The following is a 21,052-nucleotide window of genomic DNA, read 5'->3' as shown; positions in this document are numbered from 1 at the left end:
AGCATGACCTTCCACCCGCGTCCCACGGGCGGACAGCCCCGCCCCTGGGCCTTCCCGGCGCCCGAGCGCGGCACGCTGCCCAACGGGCTGACGGTGCTGCGCTGTCACCGCCCCGGCCAGCAGGTGGTCGCGGTGGAGATCCACGTCGAGGCTCCGCTGGACGCCGAACCGGCCGGGCTGGACGGCGTGGCCACGATCACGGCCCGCGCCCTGTCCGAGGGCACCGACAAGCGTTCGGCCGAGGACTTCGCGGCCGAACTCGAACGCTGCGGGGCCACCCTCGACGCGCACGCCGACCACGCGGGCCTGCGGGTCTCCCTGGAGGTCCCGGCCTCCCGGCTGGCCAAGGCCCTGGGCCTGGTCGCCGAGGCCCTGCGGGCCCCGGCCTTCGCCGACGCGGAGGTCTCCCGGCTGGTGCGCAACCGGCTCGACGAGATCCCGCACGAGCAGGCCAACCCGCAGCGCCGGGCCGCCAAGCAGCTCTCCTTCGAGCTGTTCCCCGCCGAGTCCCGCATGTCGCGGCCGCGGCAGGGCACGGAGGAGACCGTCGGACGGATCGACGCGGCGGCCGTGCGCGCCTTCCACGAGGCGCACGTGCGCCCGACCCACTCCACCGCCGTGGTGGTCGGCGACCTGACCGGCATCGACCTCGACGCGGTCCTCGCCGAGAGCCTCGGCGCGTGGACCGGCGGGCCGGCCGTGGCCCGCGAGGTGCCGCCGGTGACGGCGGACGACACCGGGCGCGTGGTGATCGTGGACCGGCCCGGCGCGGTCCAGACCCAGCTGCTGATCGGGCGGATCGGCCCGGACCGGCACGACCGGGTGTGGGCGGCGCAGGTGCTCGGCACCTACTGCCTGGGCGGGACCCTGACCTCCCGTCTGGACCGGGTGCTGCGCGAGGAGAAGGGCTACACCTACGGGGTGCGGTCCTTCGGCCAGGTGCTGCGTTCCACCGAGGACGGCCGGGGCGCGTCGATGCTGGCCATCAGCGGCTCCGTGGACACCCCGAACACCGGGCCGGCCCTGGCCGACCTGTGGCAGGTGCTGCGGACCCTCGCGGAGGGCGGACTGACCGACGCCGAGCGGGACGTGGCGGTGCAGAACCTGGTGGGCGTGGCCCCGCTGAAGTTCGAGACGGCGGCCTCGGTGGCCGGCACCCTCGCCGACCAGGTCGAGCAGCGGCTGCCGGACGACTTCCAGGCGCACCTGTACGCGCGGTTGGCCGAGACCGGCACGGTGGAGGCCACGGCGGCCGTGGTCGCCGCGTTCCCCGTGGACCGGCTGGTGACCGTGCTGGTGGGTGACGCCGCGCAGATCGAGGGACCGGTGCGGGAGCTCGGCATCGGCGAGGTCACGGTCGTCGCCAACTGATCCGACCCACCGTCGCCCGCGCGCCGGGGAAGGCCCCCTGAGGGGTCGTCCGGGGGCGCGGGCGGGTGTCGCGGGCCCGGACCCCCGGGAAGGGGGGCCGGGCCCGCGTGCGTTCGGCCGTGGCCCCCGCCGGGGGCCGGCGGGGGAGGAAGCGGGGTGATCCGGGTGTTCGGGACGCGGGCCGGGGTTCGGGCGGCGCGCGGGCCGAGGGCGGGTCGTGGGCGGGTCGAGGGGGGATCGTGGGGCGGGAGGGAAAGAGGGCCGAGGACCTCTTTTCATCGTTCCGCGGTCCCTTCCGTCCCCTTCTGACGGTCCGTGCGCCATCTCGTGCCGCGGCACGATCGGGACGGTCCGGGGTTGGCGGGTGACGGTCCGTTCGGCCGGCCCTTTTGGCCCCGGATGTCCCGAACTCTGCCGAGGTTACGGGTATGCCTTGTGTCGTGGGTCACAAATTGGGCCGTCTGTTTGGTGATTGCCCGAGCCGCCGCCTAGCGTCGGCCCTGCTGTTCGTTCGCTGTGAGCCGCACCCGCGGCACCGGACAGCAATCGCCGAGTCCCCGTCAGGCGCGAGCCTGGGGAGCCGGGGACCCATCAAGTCCCTGGGGTGAATCGGACCGCCTCGCCAGAGGGGGCCCGTAGGAGACCTTCCTGCTCCGAACCCGTCAGCTAACCCGGTAGGCGAGAAGGAAGGAAAGGACGCGCCACACATGGCCTTCGGCAGCACCACCCGCGCCCCCGGCAAGCACCGTGGATCCAGCCGGCTGAGCCGCAAGACCGCGGGCATCGCGGGTCTCGCCGCGCTCGCCACCACGGGTGTCGTGGGCACGCTGGCCGCGCCGGCGTTCGCCGCCGACAACAAGGACATCACCCCGCCGGTCGACGAGACCCTGGGCACCGTCGTGGCGCTGGACACCGTCTCCGCCGAGCTCGACGCGCAGGCCGACGGCCAGCGTCTGGCCGCCGAGCAGGAGGCCGCCAAGGCCAAGGCCGAGTCCGACGCCCGTGAGCGCGCCGCCGAGGCCAAGTCGAAGGCCGAGATCCAGGCCAAGGCCGAGCGCGAGGAGGCCGAGAAGGCCGCTCGCGAGGAGGAGCGCAAGCTCCTCAACTCCTTCGTGGCCCCCGTCGCCAACGCGCTGGTCACCACCCAGTACCGCGCCGGTGGCGCGATGTGGTCCTCCGGCAGCCACAGCGGCATCGACTTCCAGGCGTCCATGGGCACCTCCGTGCACGCGGTGGGCGCGGGCGTGATCGTCGAGGCCGGTGACGGCGGCGCGTACGGCAACAACATCGTCATCAAGCACAACGACGGCACCTACACCCAGTACGGCCACCTGTCGCAGATCCTGGTCTCCGTCGGCCAGCAGGTCACCCCGGGCCAGCAGATCGGCCTGTCGGGCTCCACCGGCAACTCCAGCGGCCCGCACCTGCACTTCGAGGCCCGGACCGGCCCGGCCTACGGCTCGGACATCGACCCGATCGCGTACCTGCGCGGCAAGAACGTCTCGCTCTGAGCCCACCCCGTCCTCCCGTGAAGGCCCCGGCACCCGCCGGGGCCTTCCGGCGTTCCGGGGCGTCGCGCGGGTGTGCGGGCGTTTCCGCGTGGCCCCTCGTGTTCCCGTGTGGTCCCGTGTGTTCGAGGGCCGGCGCATTTCGGCGTTCTCGGAATTCCGCTCGTGTTGTCATAGAGTCCTCGTGAGGACGTGACCGAGTGGAGGTCGAATTGCGAATTCCCGCGCACGCGGTCTGCACGGCAATCCGCGATGACATCGTCGTGGGCCGTTTCGAGCCGGGCTCCCGGCTCACCGAGGAGGTGCTGGCCCGCCGCTACGGGGTCTCCCGGGTGCCGGTCCGCGAGGCCCTGCGGACCCTGGAGTCCGAGGGCTTCGTCACCACCAGACGGCACGCGGGCGCCTGCGTGGCCGAGCCGGGCCCGCGGGAGGCCGCCGATCTGCTGGAGCTGCGGGTGCTCGTGGAGCCCCTGGCGGCGGCCCGGGCGGCCCGTCGGCGCACCGAGGGGCACCTGCGGGTGCTGCGCGGACTGGTGCGGTTGGGGCAGGAACGGGCCCGGGAGGGGCGTACGGAGGAGCTGAGGGCCCTGGGGGGCTGGTTCCACGAGACGCTGGCCCAGGCGGCCGACAGCCCCGGCCTGATCGATCTGCTGACCCAGCTGCGGGCGAAGATCGCGTGGATGTACGAGCCGCCGTCGAGCCAGCGCCCCGCGGACTCCTGGGCCGAGCACGGCGCCCTGGTGGACGCGCTGGCGCGCGGGGACGCCGAGCGGGCCCGGACCGTGGCCGCCGCGCACGCGACCCGCACGGCCGGCGAGCACCGGTTGCGCGTGAGGACTCCGCAACCTGCCGTCAACATGTCGCGCGGCGGGGCGTAACACCGATCGGGTAGAAATGAATTCAGGCGGGGATTCCCCCGGCGCGGATTCCGGATGCGGTGTCGATTCGTGTTCCTTCGGTGATTCAGGTCCACCGGGATTTCTTTTCGGCACCCTTTTCGGGGGCCCGTGCCGACTCGTCTGCGGGTGACGAAAAAAGGACCGGCCCGGTCCGCCGACCGAAGTCGGTGGACCGGGCCGGTCCCGAGTCGAACCCGAGGGGGATCAGACGGTCTCGGGGAGCTCTTCGAGGCCCTCGGCGACCAGCTTGGCCAGACGGTCGAGCGCGGCGTCCGCACCCTCGGCGTCCGACGCGAGCACGATCTCCTCGCCGCCCTTGGCGCCCAGGCCCAGGACCGCCAGCATGGAGCCGGCGTTGACCGGGTCGCCGCCGGCCTTGGCGATGGTCATCGGGACGCCGGAAGCCGTCGCCGCACGGACGAAGATCGAGGCGGGACGAGCGTGCAGGCCCTCGGCCCAGCCGACGTTGACGCGGCGCTCTGCCATGGTGATGCCCTTCAGGTTCTTACGGTTGTCTAGACCAGTCTCTCACGGCACTCGGAATGGTCGGTCCGACCTTCGACCCCAATCCGCGGCCGTTCGGCCTTCCCCAGCTTGCCCGGGTTTGGACCAGCTTGCAGCATCCGCCGCGCGGAGGACAAACGAGCACCCCGACCGGGGGACGCCCCGCCCCCGCCACGCTTAGGGTGAGCTCCATGACGACCGCGTCGGATCCCGCGTACCCGGCCCACTGGGAGGCGGACGTCGTGCTGCGCGACGGCGGCACCGCCCGGATCAGGCCCATCACCCCCGACGACGCCGGCCGGCTGGTGGACTTCTACGAGCAGGTCTCCGACGAGTCGAAGTACTACCGCTTCTTCGCGCCCTACCCCCGGCTGTCCGACCGCGACGTGCACCGCTTCACCCACCACGACTACGTGGACCGCGTGGGCCTGGCCGCGACCGTCGGCGGCGAGTTCATCGCCACCGTCCGCTTCGACCGGATCGGCCCCGACGGCCGCTCCGCCTCCGGCCCCTCCGCCGAGGCCGAGGTCGCCTTCCTCGTCCAGGACGCCCACCAGGGCCGGGGCGTGGCCTCCGCCCTCCTCGAACACATCGCCGCCGTGGCCCGCGAACGCGGCATCCGCCGGTTCGCCGCCGAGGTGCTCCCCGCCAACACCAAGATGATCAAGGTGTTCAAGGACGCCGGCTACCAACAGCGCCGCAGCTTCGAGGACGGCTCGGTCCACCTCGCCCTCGACCTCGAACCCACCGCCGAGTCCCTCGCCGTGCAGCGCGCCCGCGAACAGCGCGCCGAGGCCCGCTCCGTCCAGCGCCTCCTCGCCCCCCGCTCCGTGGCCGTCGTCGGCGTCAGCCGCGCCGGCACCGGCGTCGGCGCGACCGTGCTGCGCAACCTCCGCGACAGCGGCTTCCGCGGCGAGCTGCACGCCGTCAACGAGGCCGTCGACACCGAGCTGCTCGACGGGGTCCCCGCCCACCGCCGACTCGCCGACATCGGCCCCGCCGGCCACGTGGACCTCGTGGTCGTCGCCGTCCCCGCCGACCGGGTCCCCCAGGTGGTCGAGGAGTGCGGGGCCGCCGGCGTCCAGGGCCTCGTCGTGCTCTCCGCCGGCTACGGCGAGACCGGACCCACCGGCCTCGCCCGCCAGCGCGAACTGCGCCGCCGGGTCCGCTCCCACGGCATGCGGCTCGTGGGCCCGAACGCCTTCGGTATCGTCAACACCGCCCCCGAGGTCCGCCTCAACGCCTCCCTCGCCCCCGTCGCCGACCCCCCGCCCGGCCGGATCGGCGTCTTCACCCAATCGGGCGCCATCGGCATCGCCCTCCTCGCCGGGGTCGTGCGGCGGGGCGGCGGGGTCTCCTCCTTCGTCTCCGCCGGCAACCGCGCCGACCTCTCCGGCAACGACTGCCTCCAGTACTGGTACGAGGACCCCGCCACCGACGTGGCCCTGCTCTACCTGGAGACCCTCGGCAACGCCCGCAAGTTCACCCGCCTGGCCCGCCGCACCGCCGCCGTCAAACCCGTGGTCGTCGCCAAGGGCGGCCGGCACACCGGCGCCACCCCCGCCGGCCACCCCGTCCCCACCACCCGGCTGCCCGACGCCACCGTCTCCGCCCTCCTCGCCCAGGCCGGCGTGATCCGCGTGGACACCGTCACCGAACTCGTCGACACCGGCCTCCTGCTCGCCGCCCAACCCCTGCCCGCCGGCCCCCGCGTCGCCATCCTCGGCACCTCCGAATCCCTCGGCGTCCTCGCCTACGACGCCTGCCTCACCGAGGGCCTGCGCCCCCTGCCGCCCCGCGACCTCACCACCGCCGCCGACACCGACGCCTTCCGCGCCGCCCTCGCCGAGGCCCTCGCCGCCGACACCTGCGACGCCGTCCTCGTCACCGCCCTGCCCCGGGTCGGCGGCGAGGGCCCCGCGAGCACCCCCGAGGAGGTCGCCCGCGAGCTCGTCGAGACCGTGGCCGAGGTCACCGCCGCCCACCCCGGCAAACCCGTCTGCGTGGTCCACGTGGAACTCGACGCCCTCGCCGACCAGGCCCGCGTCCCCGCCTACCCCGCCGCCGAACGCGCCGTCCGCGCCCTCGCCCACGCCGTCCGCCACCACGACTGGCGCCGCGCCGACGCCGAGGCCGGCTCCGTGCCCGAGTTCGAGGACATCGACGAGGAGGGCGCCGCCGCCCGCCTCGCCGCCCTGCTCGCCGGCCGCCCCGCCGGCTCCGTCACCACCCTCCCCGACGCCGAGGGCCGCGCCCTGCTCGCCCGCTACGGCATCACGGTGCTGCCCGCCGTGCCCGCCCCCGACGCCGACGCGGCCGTCGCCGCCGCCGAGGCCCTCGGCTGGCCCGTCGCCCTCAAGACCACCGCCCCCCACCTGCGCCACCGCGCCGACCTCGGCGGGGTCCGGCTCGACCTCGCCGACGCCGCCGACCTGCGCCGCGCCTACCGGGAGCTGACCGGGGCCCTGGGCAAACCCGTGGAGCTGCTGCCCGTGGTCCAGCCCATGGCCGCGCGCGGGGTGGACACCGTGGTGCGCTCCGTGATCGACCCGGCGGTCGGCGCCGTGCTCTCCTTCGGCCTCGCCGGCGTGCCCTCCGAACTCCTCGGCGACACCGCCCACCGCCTCGTCCCGGCCACCGACCGCGACGTGGCCGCCCAGGTCCGCTCGCTGCGCGCCGCGCCCCTGCTGTTCGGCTGGCGCGGCAGCGACCCGGTGGACACCGCCGCCCTCGAAGAGCTCCTGCTGCGGGTCTCCCGGCTCGTCGACGACCACCCCGAGGTGGTCGGCGTGGACCTCGAACCCGTGGTCGTCGCCGCCGCCGGCCTGTCCGTGCTGAGCGCCGCCGTCCGCATCGCCCACCCCCCGGCCCGCACCGACCTCGGCCCCCGGACCCTGCCCAGCTGGTGAGCCCGCGGACCCCTCGGGCACCGGCGATCCCCGACGTCACGGCAGGTCGGAGGAGTCCGTCCGGGCCTTAGGATGGACCCCATGGCGAAATCCGGTACGACGACCCAGGGACTGCGCACGGCGATCGAGCGCAGCGGCTACTACCCGGCCCTCGTGGCCGAGGCGGTGGAAGCCGCGGTGGGCGGGGAGCCGATCTCGTCGTACCTGGTGCACCAGGAGACCACGTTCGACGCGAACGAGGTCCGCCGGCACGTCACCGTCCTCGTCCTCACCGACAACCGGTTCATCGTCAGCCACACCGACGAGCAGGCCGCCGACGCGGGCTCCCCCTCCCCGTACGCGACCACCTCCACCGAATCGGTCAAGCTCGGCACCATCTCCTCCGTCGTGCTCAGCCGGGTCGTCGCCAACCCGGAGTCCTACACCCCCGGCACCCTGCCCCGCGAGGTCGTCCTGACCATCGGCTGGGGCGCCGTCTCCCGCATCGACCTGGAACCGGCCGCCTGCGGGGACCCGAACTGCGACTCCGACCACGGCTACACCGGCAACTCCACCGCCGACGACCTCAGCCTGCGCGTCAGCGAGGCCGGCGACGGGCCCGAGGCCGTCCGCCAGACCCTCCTGTTCGCCCAGGCCCTCTCCGAGGCCACCGCCGCCGCCGGCGCGGGCCGTCGATGAGCGACACCGCCACCCGCGGCTGGCCCGAGTACGAGGCCGACCCGGAACTCCTCGACCCCGCCGCCGCCCCCCGGCCCGCCTACGGCGCCCGCTCGCTGTCCGACCTGCTGCCCACCCTCGCCGCCGGCATGGGCGTGCCCGGGTACGAGGCCGTCATCCCCGAGCTGGCCCCCGCCGACCGGGCCTGCGTCTTCCTCGTGGACGGACTGGGCTGGCGACAGCTCCTGGCCCACCCCGACGAGGCCCCGTTCCTGACCTCGCTGCTCGGCAGCTCCGTCGGCGGCACCGGCGAACCCCTCACGGTCGGCTTCCCCGCCACCACCGCCACCTCCCTGGCCTCCTTCGGCACCGGCCTGCCCCCGGCCCGGCACGGCCTGCCCGGCTACACCGTCCGCAACCCCGCCACCGGCGAGCTGATGAACCAGCTCCGCTGGCACCCGTGGACCGAACTCGCCCCCTGGCAGCCGTACCCCACCGTCTTCGCCCACGCCGACGCCGCCGGCGTGGCCACCGCGCAGGTCTCCGCCCCCCACTTCGAGACCACCCCGCTCACCCGGGTCGCGCTCAAGGGCGGCACCTTCCACGGCCGGCTCACCGGCGAGGAACGCGTGGACCTCGCCGCCGACCGGCTCGCCGCCGGCGACCGCGCCTTGGTCTACACGTACTACAGCGAGCTCGACGGGGCCGGACACCGCTTCGGCACGGACTCCGACGCCTGGCGCGGCCAGCTCATGACCGTGGACCGGCTCGCCCAGCGCCTCGCCGAACAGCTCCCGCCCCGCACGGCCCTGCACATCACCGCCGACCACGGCATGGTCGACATCCCGTTCACCGAGGACGCCCGGATCGACTTCGACGAGGACTGGGAGCTCGGCGCCGGCGTCGCCCTCCTCGGCGGCGAGGGCCGCGCCCGTCACGTGTACGCCGTCCCCGGCGCCGCCGAGGACGTGCTCACGGTCTGGCGCGAGGTGCTCGGCGACCGGTTCTGGGTCGCGAGCCGGGACGAGGCCCTCGACCTCGGCTGGTTCGGCCCGCCCGGCGAGGTCGACGAGCGGGTCCGCGGCCGACTCGGCGACGTGATCGCCGCCGCCGCCCTCCCCGACGTGGCGATCACCGCCTCCGTCAAGGAGCCCAACGAGTCCGCGATGACCGGCATGCACGGCTCGATGACCCCCGAGGAACAGCTCGTGCCCCTCATAGAGGTCCGCACCTGACCCTCCGGCCCCGCCCGGCCGCCCCCGCGCCCCGCCCCTGCCGAACACCGCCCACCCAGATCCGAAAGGCCCCTTTCCTCCCATGTCCGAGCTGGTCTTTTTCTCCGGAACCATGGACTGCGGAAAGTCGACCCTGGCCCTCCAGATCACCCACAACCGGTCCGCGCGCGGCCTCCAGGGCGTGATCTTCACCCGCGACGACCGCGCCGGCGAGGGCAAGCTCTCCTCCCGCCTGGGCCTGGTCACCGAGGCCGTCGAGGCCGCCGAGGGCATGGACCTGTACGCGTACCTCGTGGAGCAGCTCTCCAAGGGCGGCAAGGCCGACTACGTGATCGTGGACGAGGCCCAGTTCCTCGCCCCCGAGCAGATCGACCAACTCGCGCGCGTCGTCGACGACCTGGGCCTGGACGTGTTCGCGTTCGGCATCACCACCGATTTCCGCACCAAGCTCTTCCCCGGCTCCCAGCGCCTGATCGAACTGGCCGACCGGCTCGAACAGCTCCAGGTCGAGGCCCTGTGCTGGTGCGGCGCCCGCGCCACCCACAACGCGCGCACGGTCGGCGGGGAGATGGTGGTGGAGGGCGCCCAGGTCGTCGTCGGCGACGTGAACCGCCCGGCGGAGGAGATCGGCTACGAGGTCCTCTGCCGCCGCCACCACCGCAAACGCATGACGAGCGCGACCTCCCACTCGGCGGCCCTCTCCCCGGACGTCCTCCCGGTCACCCCGGGCTGACCTCCGCGCGGGGTCTCAGCGGGTCAGGACGAAGCGGTCCACGTCGGTGTCACGGGACTCGTGGACGAAGCCGGCGCGCAGCAGGACACGGCGGGACGGGGTGTTGGAGACGAGGGCGCGGCCCACGATCCGCTCCACGTCCGGCCGGTCGAGGGCCCAGCGGGTCAGCGCGGTCAGCGCCTCCCCGGCGTGACCCACGCCCCGGCAGGACTCGGCGAGGCCGAAACCGACCTCGACCGCGCCGTCCCGCGGCGGGGCGTGGAAGCCCATCTCCCCGATGACCAGGCCGTCGTGGGAGCGGACCAGGTGGTACATGCCGAAGCCGGGGAGCAGTTGCCCGGGGGTGCGGCGGCCGAAGCCGCCCGCCGGGTACTTGGTGCCGGCCAGCGGATAGTCGGCCACCCAGCCCGCGGACCGGGCCCCTTCGTCGAGCAGGCCCGCGACCTCGTAGGGGGTCAGCTCGCGCAGCGTCAGTCGCCCGGTGACGAGGGTGTTGCCGGGGGGCGCGTCCGCCGGGTCCGCCCCGCCCGGTATCGCTTCGGTCCGGGCCGCCCCCAGGTGCTCCAGGCAGTCCCGCTCCCCGCCCCGGAACCCGGTCGGACGCCACCCGGCGGGCAGCTCCCGGCCGATGGGCCAGGTCGAGTACCGGCCGGCGGCGTTGACGACGACATCGTGGGTCACGTTCCTGCTCCAAGCGGGGGACGGGTGGTACCCGAACTGTGCCAGAGGGGTGCGGGAACGTGGACGGTGCCCCTCCGGCACGGTGGTGGGGGCGCCGGCTCAGGCGCCGTGGGCCGCGTGGGGGGCGATTGCGGTCGGGGGGGTTTCCAGGACCGTGAACACCGCGCCCTCCGGGTCCGCGAGCACCGCCGGCCGGCCCGGCTGGGAGGTGTCCGGCGCGTGCAGCACCCGGCCGCCGTTCGCCTCGCACACCTCCGCCGCCCGCTCGCTGTCGGCGACCAGGAACGAGATCATCCAGTGCGGCCCCCGGTCGTGCGGCAGGGCCCGGCCGACCCCGAGCACCGAGGCCACCGGGCCCGCGCCCAGGTGCAGGGTGCGGTGGTCCTCGCCCGGTTCGGCGCCCTCGCAGGCGCGGGCCTCGTGACCGAAGACGGTCTCGTAGAACTTGGTCACCGCCGAGCACTCCTGGGTGATCAGCTCGTTCCACACCGGGGTGCCCGGCACCCCCGACAGTCGGGTCCCGGGGTGGTCCCCGGCCTGCCAGATGCCGAAGACCGCGCCCAGCGGGTCCGCGCAGATCGCGACCCGGCCGGCCGTGCCCGCGTCGAGGGGGCCGACCGCGACGGTGCCGCCGCAGGCCCGGATGGTCTCGGCGGTGGCGTCCGCGTCGTCGGTGGCCAGATAGGGGGTCCAGGTGACCTGGAGGTGTCGGTCCGGGGTCAGCCGGCCGATGCCCGCCACCTCCTTGCCGTCCAACAGGGCGCGCACGTACGGCCCGAGCTGGTCGGGGCCGGGCACGAACTCCCAGCCGAACAGGGCCGTGTAGAAGTCCTCGGTGGTGCCCAGTCCGTGCACCATCAGGCTGACCCAGCACGGGGTGCCGGGGATGCGTGGGGTCGAATGGGCCGCCGCTTGGGTCATGGTCCCGCTCTCTTTCCGTCGAGCCGAGTGGAAGGGGGGTCTGGGCGATGGTTCCACTCCGGGGCCGCCGGCGGGCCCGGACCGCGCCGTACGACGCGCCGTACGACGCGAGATGACCGAATCGAGACCGACGGCGGATGTCCGGTGTGTGACGCGCCGCGCCGCCGGGAGGGGGAGGATGGGGTCATGCGACCCACCACCGTGATCATCTCCGCCGACCGACTGCGCGCCGAACTCGCCGAGGCACGGCCCCCGGTCCTCCTCGACGTCCGCTGGCAGTTGGGCGGCCCCGATCAGCGTCCCGCCTACGAGGCCGGACACCTGCCGGGCGCCGTCTTCGTCGACCTCGACCGCGAACTCGCCGGCCCCGCCGGCGCCGGCGGCCGGCACCCGCTGCCCGATCCGGAGGAGTTCGGCGCGGTGATGCGGCGTGCCGGCGTGGGCGCGGGCACGCCCGTGGTCGTATACGACGGCGGTCAGGGCTGGTCCGCCGCCCGCGCCTGGTGGTTGCTGCGCTGGACCGGCCACGCCGACGTGCGCGTTCTCGACGGGGGACTGCCGGCCTGGCAGGCCGCCGGGGGCGGGCTGAGCACCGAGGAGCCCCACCCGGTCGAGGGCGATTTCAAGCCGGCTCCGGGCGGGCTCGGACTGCTCGACGCGGACGCCGCCGCCGCGTTGGCCCGACGCGGGGTCCTCCTCGACGCGCGGGCCGGCGAACGCTACCGGGGCGAGGTCGAGCCCATCGACCCGGCCGCCGGGCACATCCCGGGCGCCCTGTCCGCGCCCACCACCGAGAACCTCGGCCCCGACGGCCTGTTCCGTTCCCCGCAGGAGCTGCGGGCCCGGTTCGCGGACTTCGGCGTGAGCGGCCCGGACTCCGAGGTCGGCGTGTACTGCGGGTCCGGGGTGTCGGGGGCCCAGCAGGTGCTGGCGCTGGCGGTGGCCGGGATCCCGGCGGCCCTGTACGCGGGCAGCTGGTCGGAGTGGTCGAACGACCCGAACCGGCCGGTGGCCACGGGACCCGCGCCCGAGTAGTCGCGGGGGCGCGGCGGGGGAGGGGCGAGCGCGCCCGTCCCCTTCCGCGCGCCCCCGCGTCCGCTACTCCTGCTTCTTGCGTCGGGTGCCGAAGACGATCTCGTCCCAGCTCGGCACGGCCGCGCGCCGGCCGGGGCGGACCCCGTCGGCCTCGGCCTGCCGGTCCGTGGTGCCGGTGAGGCGTTCACGGTGACCCGCGATGGTGCGGGGCATGAGCACGTCGGCGTACGCGGCCCCGGCGGAGGCGGCGGCCGGGGGCTGCTGCTCCTCGGCCTCCCGCTCGGGTTCGGGTTCGGCCCGCTCGGGCACCACCAGGTCGCCCCGGAAGCTGGGCACCGCCTCCAGCAGGCTGGTCAGCGAGTCCCGTTCCTCGTCCGGGTCGGGCACGGGGGTGACCGGGGGCAGGGCGCGTTCGGGCAGCCGGTCCAGGGTGCGGTCCAGCGGCCGGTCGCGCGGCAGCCGGGCGATCCGGGGCACGAAGGGGAAGGTGGGCTCGGGGGCGGTGGGCAGCTCGTCGGTCTCGCCGATCAGCGCGCGGGCCTCGTTGTCCACGGCCGTCACCAGTCGGCGCGGCGGGTCGTAGCTCCAGCTCGCCGCGTGCGGCTCGCCGGCCACCCGGTAGACGAGCAGCACCTCCCAGGTGCCGTCGTCGCGGCGCCAGGAGTCCCACTGCACGGACTCCTTCTCGGCCCCGCGCGTCGCCAGCCGTTCGGCCACGGCCTCGCCGAGCTGGGGTCCGGTGTTCTCGCCGGGCCGACGCACGGGGGTCTTGCGGGCGCGCTCGGCCATGAAGGCCCGTTCGGCCAGGACCGGCCCCTCGAACCGACGGACCCGGTCCACCGGGATGCCGGCGAGCTGCGCGACCTCCTCAGCGGAGGCACCGGCTCGTATCCGCGCCTGGATGTCACGGGGCCGGAGGTGGCTCTCGACCTCGATCTCGATCTGGCCCAGTCGCGCGCGATCGTTGCGGACGGCGGCCCGCAGCCGTTCGTCGATCGGGAGGGTGTACTCCGTGCTGTCGGCAGCCTTGAGCACCAGTCGTGTGCCGTCATTTGAGACGGCCACGACACGCAGTTCGGGCATGGGGACCTCCCGGGTGGTGCCTGCCGACGTCACGTGCGTCGCTGCTTCCGTAGTCGAGTGTGACCTGCCCGGGTGCAGCCTGCCACAACCTTGCCGAGTTGAACCGGCGTGTCGGGCGTGAGCCCTTGATCGACGGTGTGGCACGGTTGCCTGTTGGCCACTCAACGTGACCGTTCGTCACTCTGTGCAGCAGGACCCCGTGCGATGCCGCGATGTCGCCGGTTCGCGAGTGCCGCTCCGTCAGCCGTCGGCCCCCTCTCCCGAGGTCGTTCATCCGGCAGGACGTACGGCCTCAGGGTTCGTCACAGTACTCCATTCGGGCCATGGGGGTGGACCGGCACGCCGCCGAACTTGTCCGGCCGGACGGGAGTTGATGGCGCCTCGGACGCCTCTCACCTGCGATCCGGGCCGTTTTGAGGTGTCTTGCTTCACAGAATCGCCAGAAATGGAACTATCCGCTTCGCTGATCTGTCAGTAACTGCTGTAAGAGGCGACAGGCAACGAGACAGGGCACCGCGAAGGATGGGGATGGGGCGCAAGTCGACGCAAGGGACCGAGCCGTACACGGACCTCCGGGAGGCGCTCGCCGAGGCCGAGGCGGCGCGGGAGGAGTCGAAGGAGAAGCCCAAGCTGGACCTGAGCCTCACGCAGATCGTCGGCAGCTCCCTGGCGACGGTCGCGGCGGCGCTGCTCGCCTCCGAGCTCGGCGTGTACGGCACCATCCTCGGCGCGGGCGTGGTCAGTGTGGTGGCCACCGCCGGCGGCCCCGTCATCCAGCACCTGTTCCGACGCGGCGGCGCCGAACTGCGCGACGCGACCCGGCCCAAGGCCCGACAGGTGCCGCTGCCCGACACCGCCGCCGACCCGGCCCGCACCGCGATGTTCCCGGCCGCCGACCCGACCCTCGCGCAGGGCGCCCCCGTGGCCGACCCCTACGGCACGCCCCCGGCCTTCGGCGCGCACGGCACGGGCGCCCCCTACGGCACGCCGCGCCCGCCCGGCGACGGCGAGTTCGGCGCGCCGACCACGCACGCGAGCGGCACCCGCCGCTGGAAGCGCACGGCGATCGGCGCGGCGCTCACCTTCGCCGTCGCGATGGGCGGCATCGTCACCTACGAGCTGGTCGCGGACAAGCCCTTCGGCGCTTCGGACAGCAGCGTGACCGGCGCCGTCACCGGCGGCGGCTACACGAGCGGGGCCGAGCGCAAGGCGAACGAGGAGAAGAAGGAGAAGGAGGGGGAGAAGGGCGGCCGGAAGGAGAACCCGGGCACCCTGCCCTCCGGCGACTCCTCGCCCGGCTCCGGCACCGGCGGGGACAAGGGCGAGGAGGGCAAGCGCCCCGAACCCTCCGGCTCCCCCTCCACCAGCACCCCGCCGACCACCCCCACCCCGGGCCCCTCGGCCAGCCCGAGCCAGTCCGTCAAGCCGCCCGTGCCGCCGACCCCGGACCCCGAGCCCTCCGGTGACACCTCCAAGCCGCCGGCCGGCGGCGGCGCCGGCGGCGCGGGTGGTGCCGGGGAGCAGAACGCGGACCCGAACGCCGGTCGCTGAGACCGGCGCCGGGCCCGCGCCCGGCGGTCAGAGCCGGGCCGGGCGGCCGGTGGTCGGGCGCCCCGGGTCAGTCGCCCAGGATCCGGCGCAGGTGGTCGTTGCCGAAGACCCGCCGCGGGTCCAGCCGGTCCCGCAGCGCCAGGAACTCCCCGAACCGGGGGTACGCCTCGGCGAACCAGGCCGCGTCCCGGGTGTGCAGCTTCCCCCAGTGCGGCCGGCCGCCGTGCGCCGTGAAGATCCGCTCGGCGGCCGTGAAGTACCCGTGGTACGGCGTGCCCCGGTACATGTGCACCGCGATGTACGCGCTGTCGCGGTCCGAGGCCGTGGACAGGGCGATGTCGTCGGCGGGGGCGGTGCGGACCTCCACCGGGAAGCTGATCCGCAGCGGCGAGCGCTCCACCATGGCCCGCAGCTCGCGCAGGGCCGGCACCAGCGCGGCGCGCGGCACCGCGTACTCCATCTCCACGAACCGGACCCGGCGCGGACTGGTGAACACCTTGTACGGGACGTCCGTGTAGGTGCGCGCCGACAGGGCCTTGCTGGCCACCTTCGCGATGCTCGGGATGGTCGCGGGCACCGCCCGCCCCAGCGAGTTCACCGCCTGGAAGAGCCCGTTGGACAGCAGCTCGTCCTCGATCCACCCGGCCACCGCCCCGGGCGGCGCCACCGGGGCCGTGGTGCGGTTGTTGCGCTTGGTGTTGCAGTTGCCGGTGTGCGGGAACCAGTAGAACTCGAAGTGCTCGTTCTCCGCGACCAGCGCCTCGAACTCCTCCGTCACCCGCTCGAAGGGCATCGGCTCCTCACGGGCCGTCAGGTGGAAGATCGGCTCCACCGCGAGGGTCAGCGAGGTGAGCACGCCCAGCGCCCCCAGCCCCAACCGGGCGACCGCGAACACCTCCGGGTTCTCCGTCGCCGAACAGCGCAACAGCTCCCCCTCGGCCGTGACCAGCTCCAGGGCCCGGATCTGGGCCGCGAGCGAGGCCGAGTCCCGACCGGTGCCGTGGGTGCCGGTGCTGGTGGCCCCGGCCACCGTCTGCTCCATGATGTCGCCCATGTTCGTGAGCGACAGGCCCATCCCGGCCAGCGCCACGTTCAGGTCCTTCAGCGGCGTGCCCGCCGCCACCGTCACCGTGCCCGCCGCCCGGTCCACGCCGAGGATCCCGCGCAGCGCCTGCGGGCGCAGGAGTATCCCGTCCGTGCTCGCGACCGGGGTGAAGGAGTGGCCGGTGCCGACCGCCTTCACCCGCTGCCCCCGCTCCGCCGCCCGCCGCACGGTCTCGCGCAGCTCCGCCACCGAACGCGGCTCGGCCACCCGCTCCGGAGCGGCCGACACGTTCCCCGCCCAGTTACGCCACCCGGTCGCCGTCCTGCGCGCGCCCGGACCGTTCTTCCCTGCCGTCACCGTTGCCATGAGCTTGCGGTTCCTCCCCTCGCGCCGACCTCGTCAGCCGGCGATACCCCGCGAACGCAACCGCCACCGCCGTCGCACCCGCCGCGACCGGGACCACGTACGCCGTCCGCGCCCCGGCCCCGTCGATGACGAGCCCGGAGGCCGAGGACCCGAGCGCGATGCCGACCGCGAGGCCGGTGCTGATCCACGTCATGCCCTCGGTCAGCTTCGCGCGGGGTACGTGCGCCTCGATCAGGGCCATCGTGGTGATCATCGTCGGAGCGATGGCGAGGCCCGAGACAAAGAGCGCCACGGTCAGAACCGGAAGGTTCCCGACCAGTAGGAGGGGGATCATACTCACGGCCATCGCGCAGATGCCCAGCAGCCAACGGCGTTCGGGCCGGCCGGTGAAGTGCCGCAGCCCGAAGGCGATGCCCGCCAGACAGGATCCGGTCGCCCACACCGCGAGCACCAGACCGGAGAGGTTCTTGTGCCCCTGCTCCTCGGCGAAGGCGAGGGTGACCGCGTCGGTGGAGCCGAAGATGGCGCCGGTGGCCACGAAGGTCAGGCAGAGCACCTGGAGCCCGGGGGAGCGCAGGGCCGAACCGCTGCGCTCGCCCTTGACCCGGGGGTGCGGCTCGGGCTCGGTCTCCTTCAGCGAGGTCAGCCACCAGACGCCGACCAGCAGGCACACCGCCGCGACCAGCGGCGCGGCCTCCGGGAACCAGGCGGTGGACAGGGTCACGGCCAGGATCGGGCCGAAGATGAAGCAGACCTCGTCGAGCACCGACTCCAGCGAGTACGCCGTGTGCAGCTCGCGCGGGTTCGCGCGGTGGATCGCGGTCCACCGGGCGCGGACCATCGAGCCGACGCTCGGCACGCAGCCGATCACCACGCAGAAGGCGAACAGGGTCCACGCGGGCCAGCCGTAGGCCGCCGCCACCAGCAGGGCCGCGATCGCCGCCGCCGCGACCACGGCGGCCGGCCGCAGCACCCGGCGCTGCCCGTACTGGTCCACCAACCGCGAGACCTGCGGGCCGATCAGCGCCGCCGACAGGGCGACGGTGGAGGTGAGCCCGGCGGCCAGGGCGTACCGGCCGGAGAGCTCGGAGATCATGGTCAGGATGCCGATGCCCACCATGGACAGCGGCATCCGGCCTATGAGCCCGGCGGTCGTGAAGCTCTTGGTGCCTGGTGCGTCGAAGAGGGCGCGGTAGGGACTGGGCAAGGAACCCTCCGTAAGGGACGTGATCGGCCCATACAGGTTACGTCCGCCCATACGGGACCCGCAGGGGGATCATTCCGGCCGGCCGCGCGGCCGGCCCGGTTCCCCGGAAGGCCGGCGGCGGTGGCAGGATTCGAGACATGTCAGACCAGCTCTCGGCCCCCGAATACGGCCCCGCCGCCCCCTACGACGCCCTGCTCCTGCTCTCGTTCGGCGGCCCCGAGGGCCCCGACGACGTGGTGCCCTTCCTGGAGAACGTCACCAAGGGCCGCGGCATCCCGCGCGAGCGCCTCAAAGAGGTCGGGCAGCACTACTTCGGCTTCGGCGGGGTCAGCCCGATCAACGCCCAGAACCGAGAGCTGCTCGACGCCCTGCGCAAGGACCTCGCCGACCACGGCCTCGACCTCCCGGTGTACTGGGGCAACCGCAACTGGGCCCCGTACCTCACCGACACCCTGCGCACCATGCGGGCCGACGGGATCCGCCGCGTCGCCGTCCTCGCCACCAGCGCCTACGCCTCCTACTCCGGCTGCCGGCAGTACCGCGAGAACCTCGCCGACTCCCTCGCGGCCCTGCGCGCCGAGGGCGTCGCCGACGCCGACCTGCCCCGCGTGGACAAGCTGCGGCACTACTTCGACCACCCCGGCTTCGTCCGCCCGATGATCGACGGGGTGCTGGCCGCCCTCGCCGAACTGCCGGCCGAGGTGCGCGAGGGCGCGCACCTGACCTTCACCACCCACTCCATCCCCACCGCCGCCGCCGACACCTCCGGCCCCGTCGAGGAGCACACCCTCGGCGAGCGCGCGGGCGAGGGCGGCGCGTACGTGGCCGAGCACCTGGAGGTGGCCCGGCTGATCCGCGAGGCCGTGGCCGCCGAGACCGGGGTGGAGCGGCCCTGGCGGCTGGTCTACCAGTCGCGCAGCGGCGCCCCGCACATCCCGTGGCTGGAACCCGACGTCTGCGACCACCTGGAGGAGCTGCACGCGGCTGGCTCCCCCGCCGCCGTCGTGATCCCCATCGGCTTCGTCTCCGACCACATGGAGGTCCTCTACGACCTCGACACCGAGGCCGCCGCCAAGGCCGCCGAACTCGGCCTGCCGATGGTCCGCTCCGCGACCGTCGGCGCCGACCCCCGGTTCGCCGCCGCCGTCCGCGAGCTGCTGCTGGAACGGGCCGCGAGCGAACGCGGCGAGGACCCCGAGCGGTGCGCGCTGAGCCGCTTCGGCCCCACCCGCGACCTGTGCGCCGTCGGCTGCTGCCCCGGCCGCGCCGAGCGCCCCGCCGCCGCCGGCGTGGACAGCCCCTTCCCGACCGGAGCGGCCCGATGAGCGCCCCGACGGACCCGGCGCGCGAGGAACTGCTCGACGAGCTGCTGGACGTGGCCCTGGAGGCCGCCGAGCGGGCCGGTACCCTGCTCCGCGACGGCCGGCCCGCCGACCTCGGCGTCGCCGCCACCAAGACCAGCGCCGTCGACGTGGTCACCGAGATGGACCTCGCCGCCGAGAAGCTCATCACGGAGATCATCGGCCGCCGGCGCCCCGCCGACGGACTGCTGGGCGAGGAGGGCGCCGACACCCCCGGCACCAGCGGGGTGCGCTGGATCGTCGACCCTCTCGACGGCACGGTCAACTACCTGTACGGCCTGCCCGCCTGGGGGGTGTCCATCGCCGCCGAACTCCGCGGGGAGGTCGTGGTCGGCGTGGTCGCCGCCCCGATGCGCGGGGAGACCTGCCGGGCCGTGCGCGGGCGCGGCGCCCACCTCGGCGACACCGTGCTGCGCTGCCGCGAGGACGCGCCGCTGGAGCGGGCCCTGGTGGCCACCGGCTTCGGCTACGTGCGTGCCCGCCGGGTGCGGCAGGCCGCGATCGCGGCCGAGGTCATCCCGCTCGTGCGCGACGTGCGCCGGGCCGGGGCCGCAGCCCTAGACCTGTGCGACGTGGCCGCCGGTCGGCTCGACGGCTACTGGGAGCGCGGCCTGAACCCCTGGGACCTGGCCGCCGGGGTGCTCATCGCCGAGGAGGCCGGGGCCCGCACCGGTGGCCGGCCCGGCCGACCCGCCTCGGGCGAACTGGTCGTCGCCGGCAGCCCCGGGGTGCACGCCGCGCTGACCCCGATCCTGGAGGACCTCGGCGCCTGGCACGACTGAGGCGCACGCGCCGGGGCCCGGGCCGCTCCCCGTGAGGGAACGGCCCGGGCCCCGGGTGTGGTGCGCGGTGCGGGTGACGCGGATCCGTCGGCCTCAGGCGGCCGTGACGTGGACGCCGTGTTCGGCGGCCAGCCGGTGCAGGTCCTCCAGCTCCGCCTGCTCGACCTCGACGAGGAACTCGTCACCGGTCTCCTCGGCGAGACGGAGGTCCGTCCGGGTGGTCTGGATCCGCTGGAGCAGCCCCGCGGTGAATGCGTCCATGGTTGGTGCGCCCCTTCTTCGTGGGTCGGCGACGGGCATCCGGCACGTGCCGGAGGCATGGGCACGGGTGCGCGCCGCTGTCGGGGTTGAGCCGAGACGGCCCGGGGGGGTGTGTGACCTCCTCCTCCCCTCCCCTCGCGCACCGGAAACCTCGGGAGGTGAGGGAATCCTCACCTCCGCCCGCGCCGGCCGTCCGCCACGCCCGGCTTACATCCGGTTTACCGAGGAAACGGGCAGGATGGACGGGCACCACACACGCCCGTGAGGGCTCGAAGGAAGGACGTCGACGTGCGTGTTCTCGTCGTCGAGGACGAGCAGCTGCTCGCGGACGCGGTGGCCACCGGGCTGCGCCGCGAGGCCATGGCCGTGGACGTCGTGTACGACGGAGCGGCCGCCCTCGAACGCGTCGGGGTCAACGACTACGACGTCGTCGTGCTCGACCGGGACCTCCCGCTCGTGCACGGGGACGACGTGTGCCGCAAGATCGTCGAACTGGGGCTGACCACCCGCGTGCTGATGCTGACCGCCTCCGGCGACGTCAGCGACCGCGTGGAGGGGCTGGAGCTGGGGGCCGACGACTACCTGCCCAAGCCCTTCGCGTTCACCGAGCTGACCGCCCGGGTCCGCGCCCTGGGCCGGCGCACCACGGTGGCCCTGCCGCCGGTGCTGGAGCGGGCGGGCATCAAGCTGGACCCGAACCGGCGCGAGGTCTTCCGCGACGGCCGCGAGGTGCAGCTCGCGCCGAAGGAGTTCGCGGTGCTGGAGGTGCTGATGCGCAGCGAGGGCACTGTGGTCTCGGCCGAGCAGTTGCTGGAAAAGGCGTGGGACGAGAACACCGACCCCTTCACCAACGTGGTGCGGGTGACGGTCATGACGCTGCGCCGCAAGCTGGGCGAGCCCCCGGTCATCGTCACGGTGCCCGGCTCCGGCTACCGGATCTGAC

19 protein-coding genes and 1 riboswitch are annotated in these 21,052 nt (G+C 74.3%); of the genes, 12 read left to right on the top strand and 7 right to left on the bottom strand.

What is annotated here, in order from left to right; all coding sequences use genetic code 11:
• Positions 1 to 3: 3 nt before the first annotated feature.
• The 3 genes from ACN20G_RS04495 to ACN20G_RS04485 all read left to right on the top strand — a co-directional run bounded on the left by ACN20G_RS04495 (position 4) and on the right by ACN20G_RS04485 (position 3,757).
• Positions 4 to 1,371, top strand: a complete 1,368-nt coding sequence (locus ACN20G_RS04495) for a M16 family metallopeptidase (RefSeq protein WP_424215367.1) — start codon at positions 4 to 6, stop codon at positions 1,369 to 1,371.
• Positions 1,372 to 1,908: 537 nt separating this feature from the next.
• A riboswitch (cyclic di-AMP (ydaO/yuaA leader) is annotated at positions 1,909 to 2,066 on the top strand.
• Between the two features lie 12 nt (positions 2,067 to 2,078).
• Positions 2,079 to 2,882 (top strand): M23 family metallopeptidase, encoded by an 804-nt coding sequence (locus ACN20G_RS04490; protein WP_424211412.1) that lies wholly within the window; start codon positions 2,079 to 2,081, stop codon positions 2,880 to 2,882.
• A 209-nt stretch (positions 2,883 to 3,091) separates the two neighbouring features.
• Complete coding sequence (locus ACN20G_RS04485; RefSeq protein WP_424215366.1) at positions 3,092 to 3,757, top strand: GntR family transcriptional regulator; 666 nt, start codon at positions 3,092 to 3,094, stop codon at positions 3,755 to 3,757.
• A gap of 225 nt (positions 3,758 to 3,982) precedes the next feature.
• On the opposite strand, the gene ACN20G_RS04480 is transcribed toward ACN20G_RS04485, so the two are convergent.
• Positions 3,983 to 4,264, bottom strand: a complete 282-nt coding sequence (locus tag ACN20G_RS04480; protein WP_424211411.1) for an HPr family phosphocarrier protein — start codon at positions 4,262 to 4,264, stop codon at positions 3,983 to 3,985.
• A 209-nt stretch (positions 4,265 to 4,473) separates the two neighbouring features.
• Here ACN20G_RS04480 and ACN20G_RS04475 point away from each other — a divergent pair, with 209 nt between their 5' ends.
• From ACN20G_RS04475 to ACN20G_RS04460, 4 genes are all read left to right on the top strand, one after another.
• Positions 4,474 to 7,191, top strand: a complete 2,718-nt coding sequence (locus tag ACN20G_RS04475; RefSeq protein WP_424211410.1) for a GNAT family N-acetyltransferase — start codon at positions 4,474 to 4,476, stop codon at positions 7,189 to 7,191.
• Positions 7,192 to 7,272: 81 nt separating this feature from the next.
• Positions 7,273 to 7,869 carry a DUF5998 family protein gene (locus ACN20G_RS04470; protein WP_424211409.1) on the top strand — a complete coding sequence of 199 codons (597 nt, stop codon included), beginning with the start codon at positions 7,273 to 7,275 and terminating at the stop codon, positions 7,867 to 7,869.
• Positions 7,866 to 9,083: an alkaline phosphatase family protein gene (locus ACN20G_RS04465; RefSeq protein ID WP_424211408.1), complete on the top strand. Its 1,218-nt coding sequence runs from the start codon at positions 7,866 to 7,868 to the stop codon at positions 9,081 to 9,083. The genes ACN20G_RS04470 and ACN20G_RS04465 overlap by 4 nt, the downstream gene beginning before the upstream one ends.
• An 82-nt stretch (positions 9,084 to 9,165) precedes the next feature.
• Positions 9,166 to 9,816, top strand: a complete 651-nt coding sequence (locus tag ACN20G_RS04460) for a thymidine kinase (protein WP_424211407.1) — start codon at positions 9,166 to 9,168, stop codon at positions 9,814 to 9,816.
• Between the two features lie 15 nt (positions 9,817 to 9,831).
• Here the strand turns inward: ACN20G_RS04460 and ACN20G_RS04455 are convergent, their stop codons facing one another.
• Together ACN20G_RS04455 and ACN20G_RS04450 are read right to left on the bottom strand one after the other, a co-directional pair.
• A complete protein-coding gene (locus ACN20G_RS04455) occupies positions 9,832 to 10,497 on the bottom strand; it encodes a GNAT family N-acetyltransferase (RefSeq protein ID WP_424211406.1) in 666 nt (221 codons plus the stop codon).
• A 99-nt stretch (positions 10,498 to 10,596) separates the two neighbouring features.
• Complete coding sequence (locus ACN20G_RS04450) at positions 10,597 to 11,418, bottom strand: VOC family protein (RefSeq protein ID WP_424211405.1); 822 nt, start codon at positions 11,416 to 11,418, stop codon at positions 10,597 to 10,599.
• A gap of 186 nt (positions 11,419 to 11,604) precedes the next feature.
• Here ACN20G_RS04450 and ACN20G_RS04445 point away from each other — a divergent pair, with 186 nt between their 5' ends.
• Entirely contained in the window at positions 11,605 to 12,453 is an 849-nt protein-coding gene (locus tag ACN20G_RS04445; RefSeq protein WP_424211404.1) for a sulfurtransferase, read from the top strand.
• A gap of 63 nt (positions 12,454 to 12,516) precedes the next feature.
• Here ACN20G_RS04445 and sepH read toward each other — a convergent pair whose 3' ends face one another.
• Positions 12,517 to 13,536, bottom strand: coding sequence for a septation protein SepH (gene sepH / locus ACN20G_RS04440; protein WP_424211403.1), 1,020 nt, complete (start codon positions 13,534 to 13,536; stop codon positions 12,517 to 12,519).
• A 528-nt stretch (positions 13,537 to 14,064) separates the two neighbouring features.
• Here sepH and ACN20G_RS04435 point away from each other — a divergent pair.
• A complete protein-coding gene (locus tag ACN20G_RS04435) occupies positions 14,065 to 15,087 on the top strand; it encodes a hypothetical protein (protein WP_424211402.1) in 1,023 nt (340 codons plus the stop codon).
• A gap of 67 nt (positions 15,088 to 15,154) precedes the next feature.
• Here the strand turns inward: ACN20G_RS04435 and ACN20G_RS04430 are convergent, their stop codons facing one another.
• The gene (locus tag ACN20G_RS04430; protein ID WP_424211401.1) at positions 15,155 to 16,498 is read right to left on the bottom strand and encodes a D-arabinono-1,4-lactone oxidase; all 1,344 of its coding nucleotides are present in this window, start codon (positions 16,496 to 16,498) and stop codon (positions 15,155 to 15,157) included.
• Positions 16,434 to 17,705 carry an MFS transporter gene (locus ACN20G_RS04425; protein ID WP_424211400.1) on the bottom strand — a complete coding sequence of 424 codons (1,272 nt, stop codon included), beginning with the start codon at positions 17,703 to 17,705 and terminating at the stop codon, positions 16,434 to 16,436. The genes ACN20G_RS04430 and ACN20G_RS04425 overlap by 65 nt, the downstream gene beginning before the upstream one ends.
• A gap of 137 nt (positions 17,706 to 17,842) precedes the next feature.
• Here ACN20G_RS04425 and ACN20G_RS04420 point away from each other — a divergent pair, with 137 nt between their 5' ends.
• Entirely contained in the window at positions 17,843 to 19,030 is a 1,188-nt protein-coding gene (locus ACN20G_RS04420; protein ID WP_424211399.1) for a ferrochelatase, read from the top strand.
• A complete protein-coding gene (locus ACN20G_RS04415; protein ID WP_424211398.1) occupies positions 19,027 to 19,848 on the top strand; it encodes an inositol monophosphatase family protein in 822 nt (273 codons plus the stop codon). The genes ACN20G_RS04420 and ACN20G_RS04415 overlap by 4 nt, the downstream gene beginning before the upstream one ends.
• Before the next feature lie 93 nt (positions 19,849 to 19,941).
• On the opposite strand, the gene ACN20G_RS04410 is transcribed toward ACN20G_RS04415, so the two are convergent.
• On the bottom strand, positions 19,942 to 20,109 hold the full coding sequence (locus tag ACN20G_RS04410) for a hypothetical protein (protein ID WP_424211397.1): 168 nt from the start codon (positions 20,107 to 20,109) through the stop codon (positions 19,942 to 19,944).
• Positions 20,110 to 20,397: 288 nt separating this feature from the next.
• Between ACN20G_RS04410 and ACN20G_RS04405 the strand changes: the two genes are divergently transcribed.
• Positions 20,398 to 21,051, top strand: coding sequence for a response regulator transcription factor (locus ACN20G_RS04405; RefSeq protein WP_424211396.1), 654 nt, complete (start codon positions 20,398 to 20,400; stop codon positions 21,049 to 21,051).
• Position 21,052: the final 1 nt, after the last annotated feature.

Source organism: Streptomyces dryopteridis, from assembly GCF_049606955.1.
In the GTDB taxonomy this organism is placed as follows: domain Bacteria; phylum Actinomycetota; class Actinomycetes; order Streptomycetales; family Streptomycetaceae; genus Streptomyces.
The sequence above is the reverse complement of the archived record's forward strand: the minus strand, read 5'-3'. Positions and strand labels throughout refer to the sequence as shown.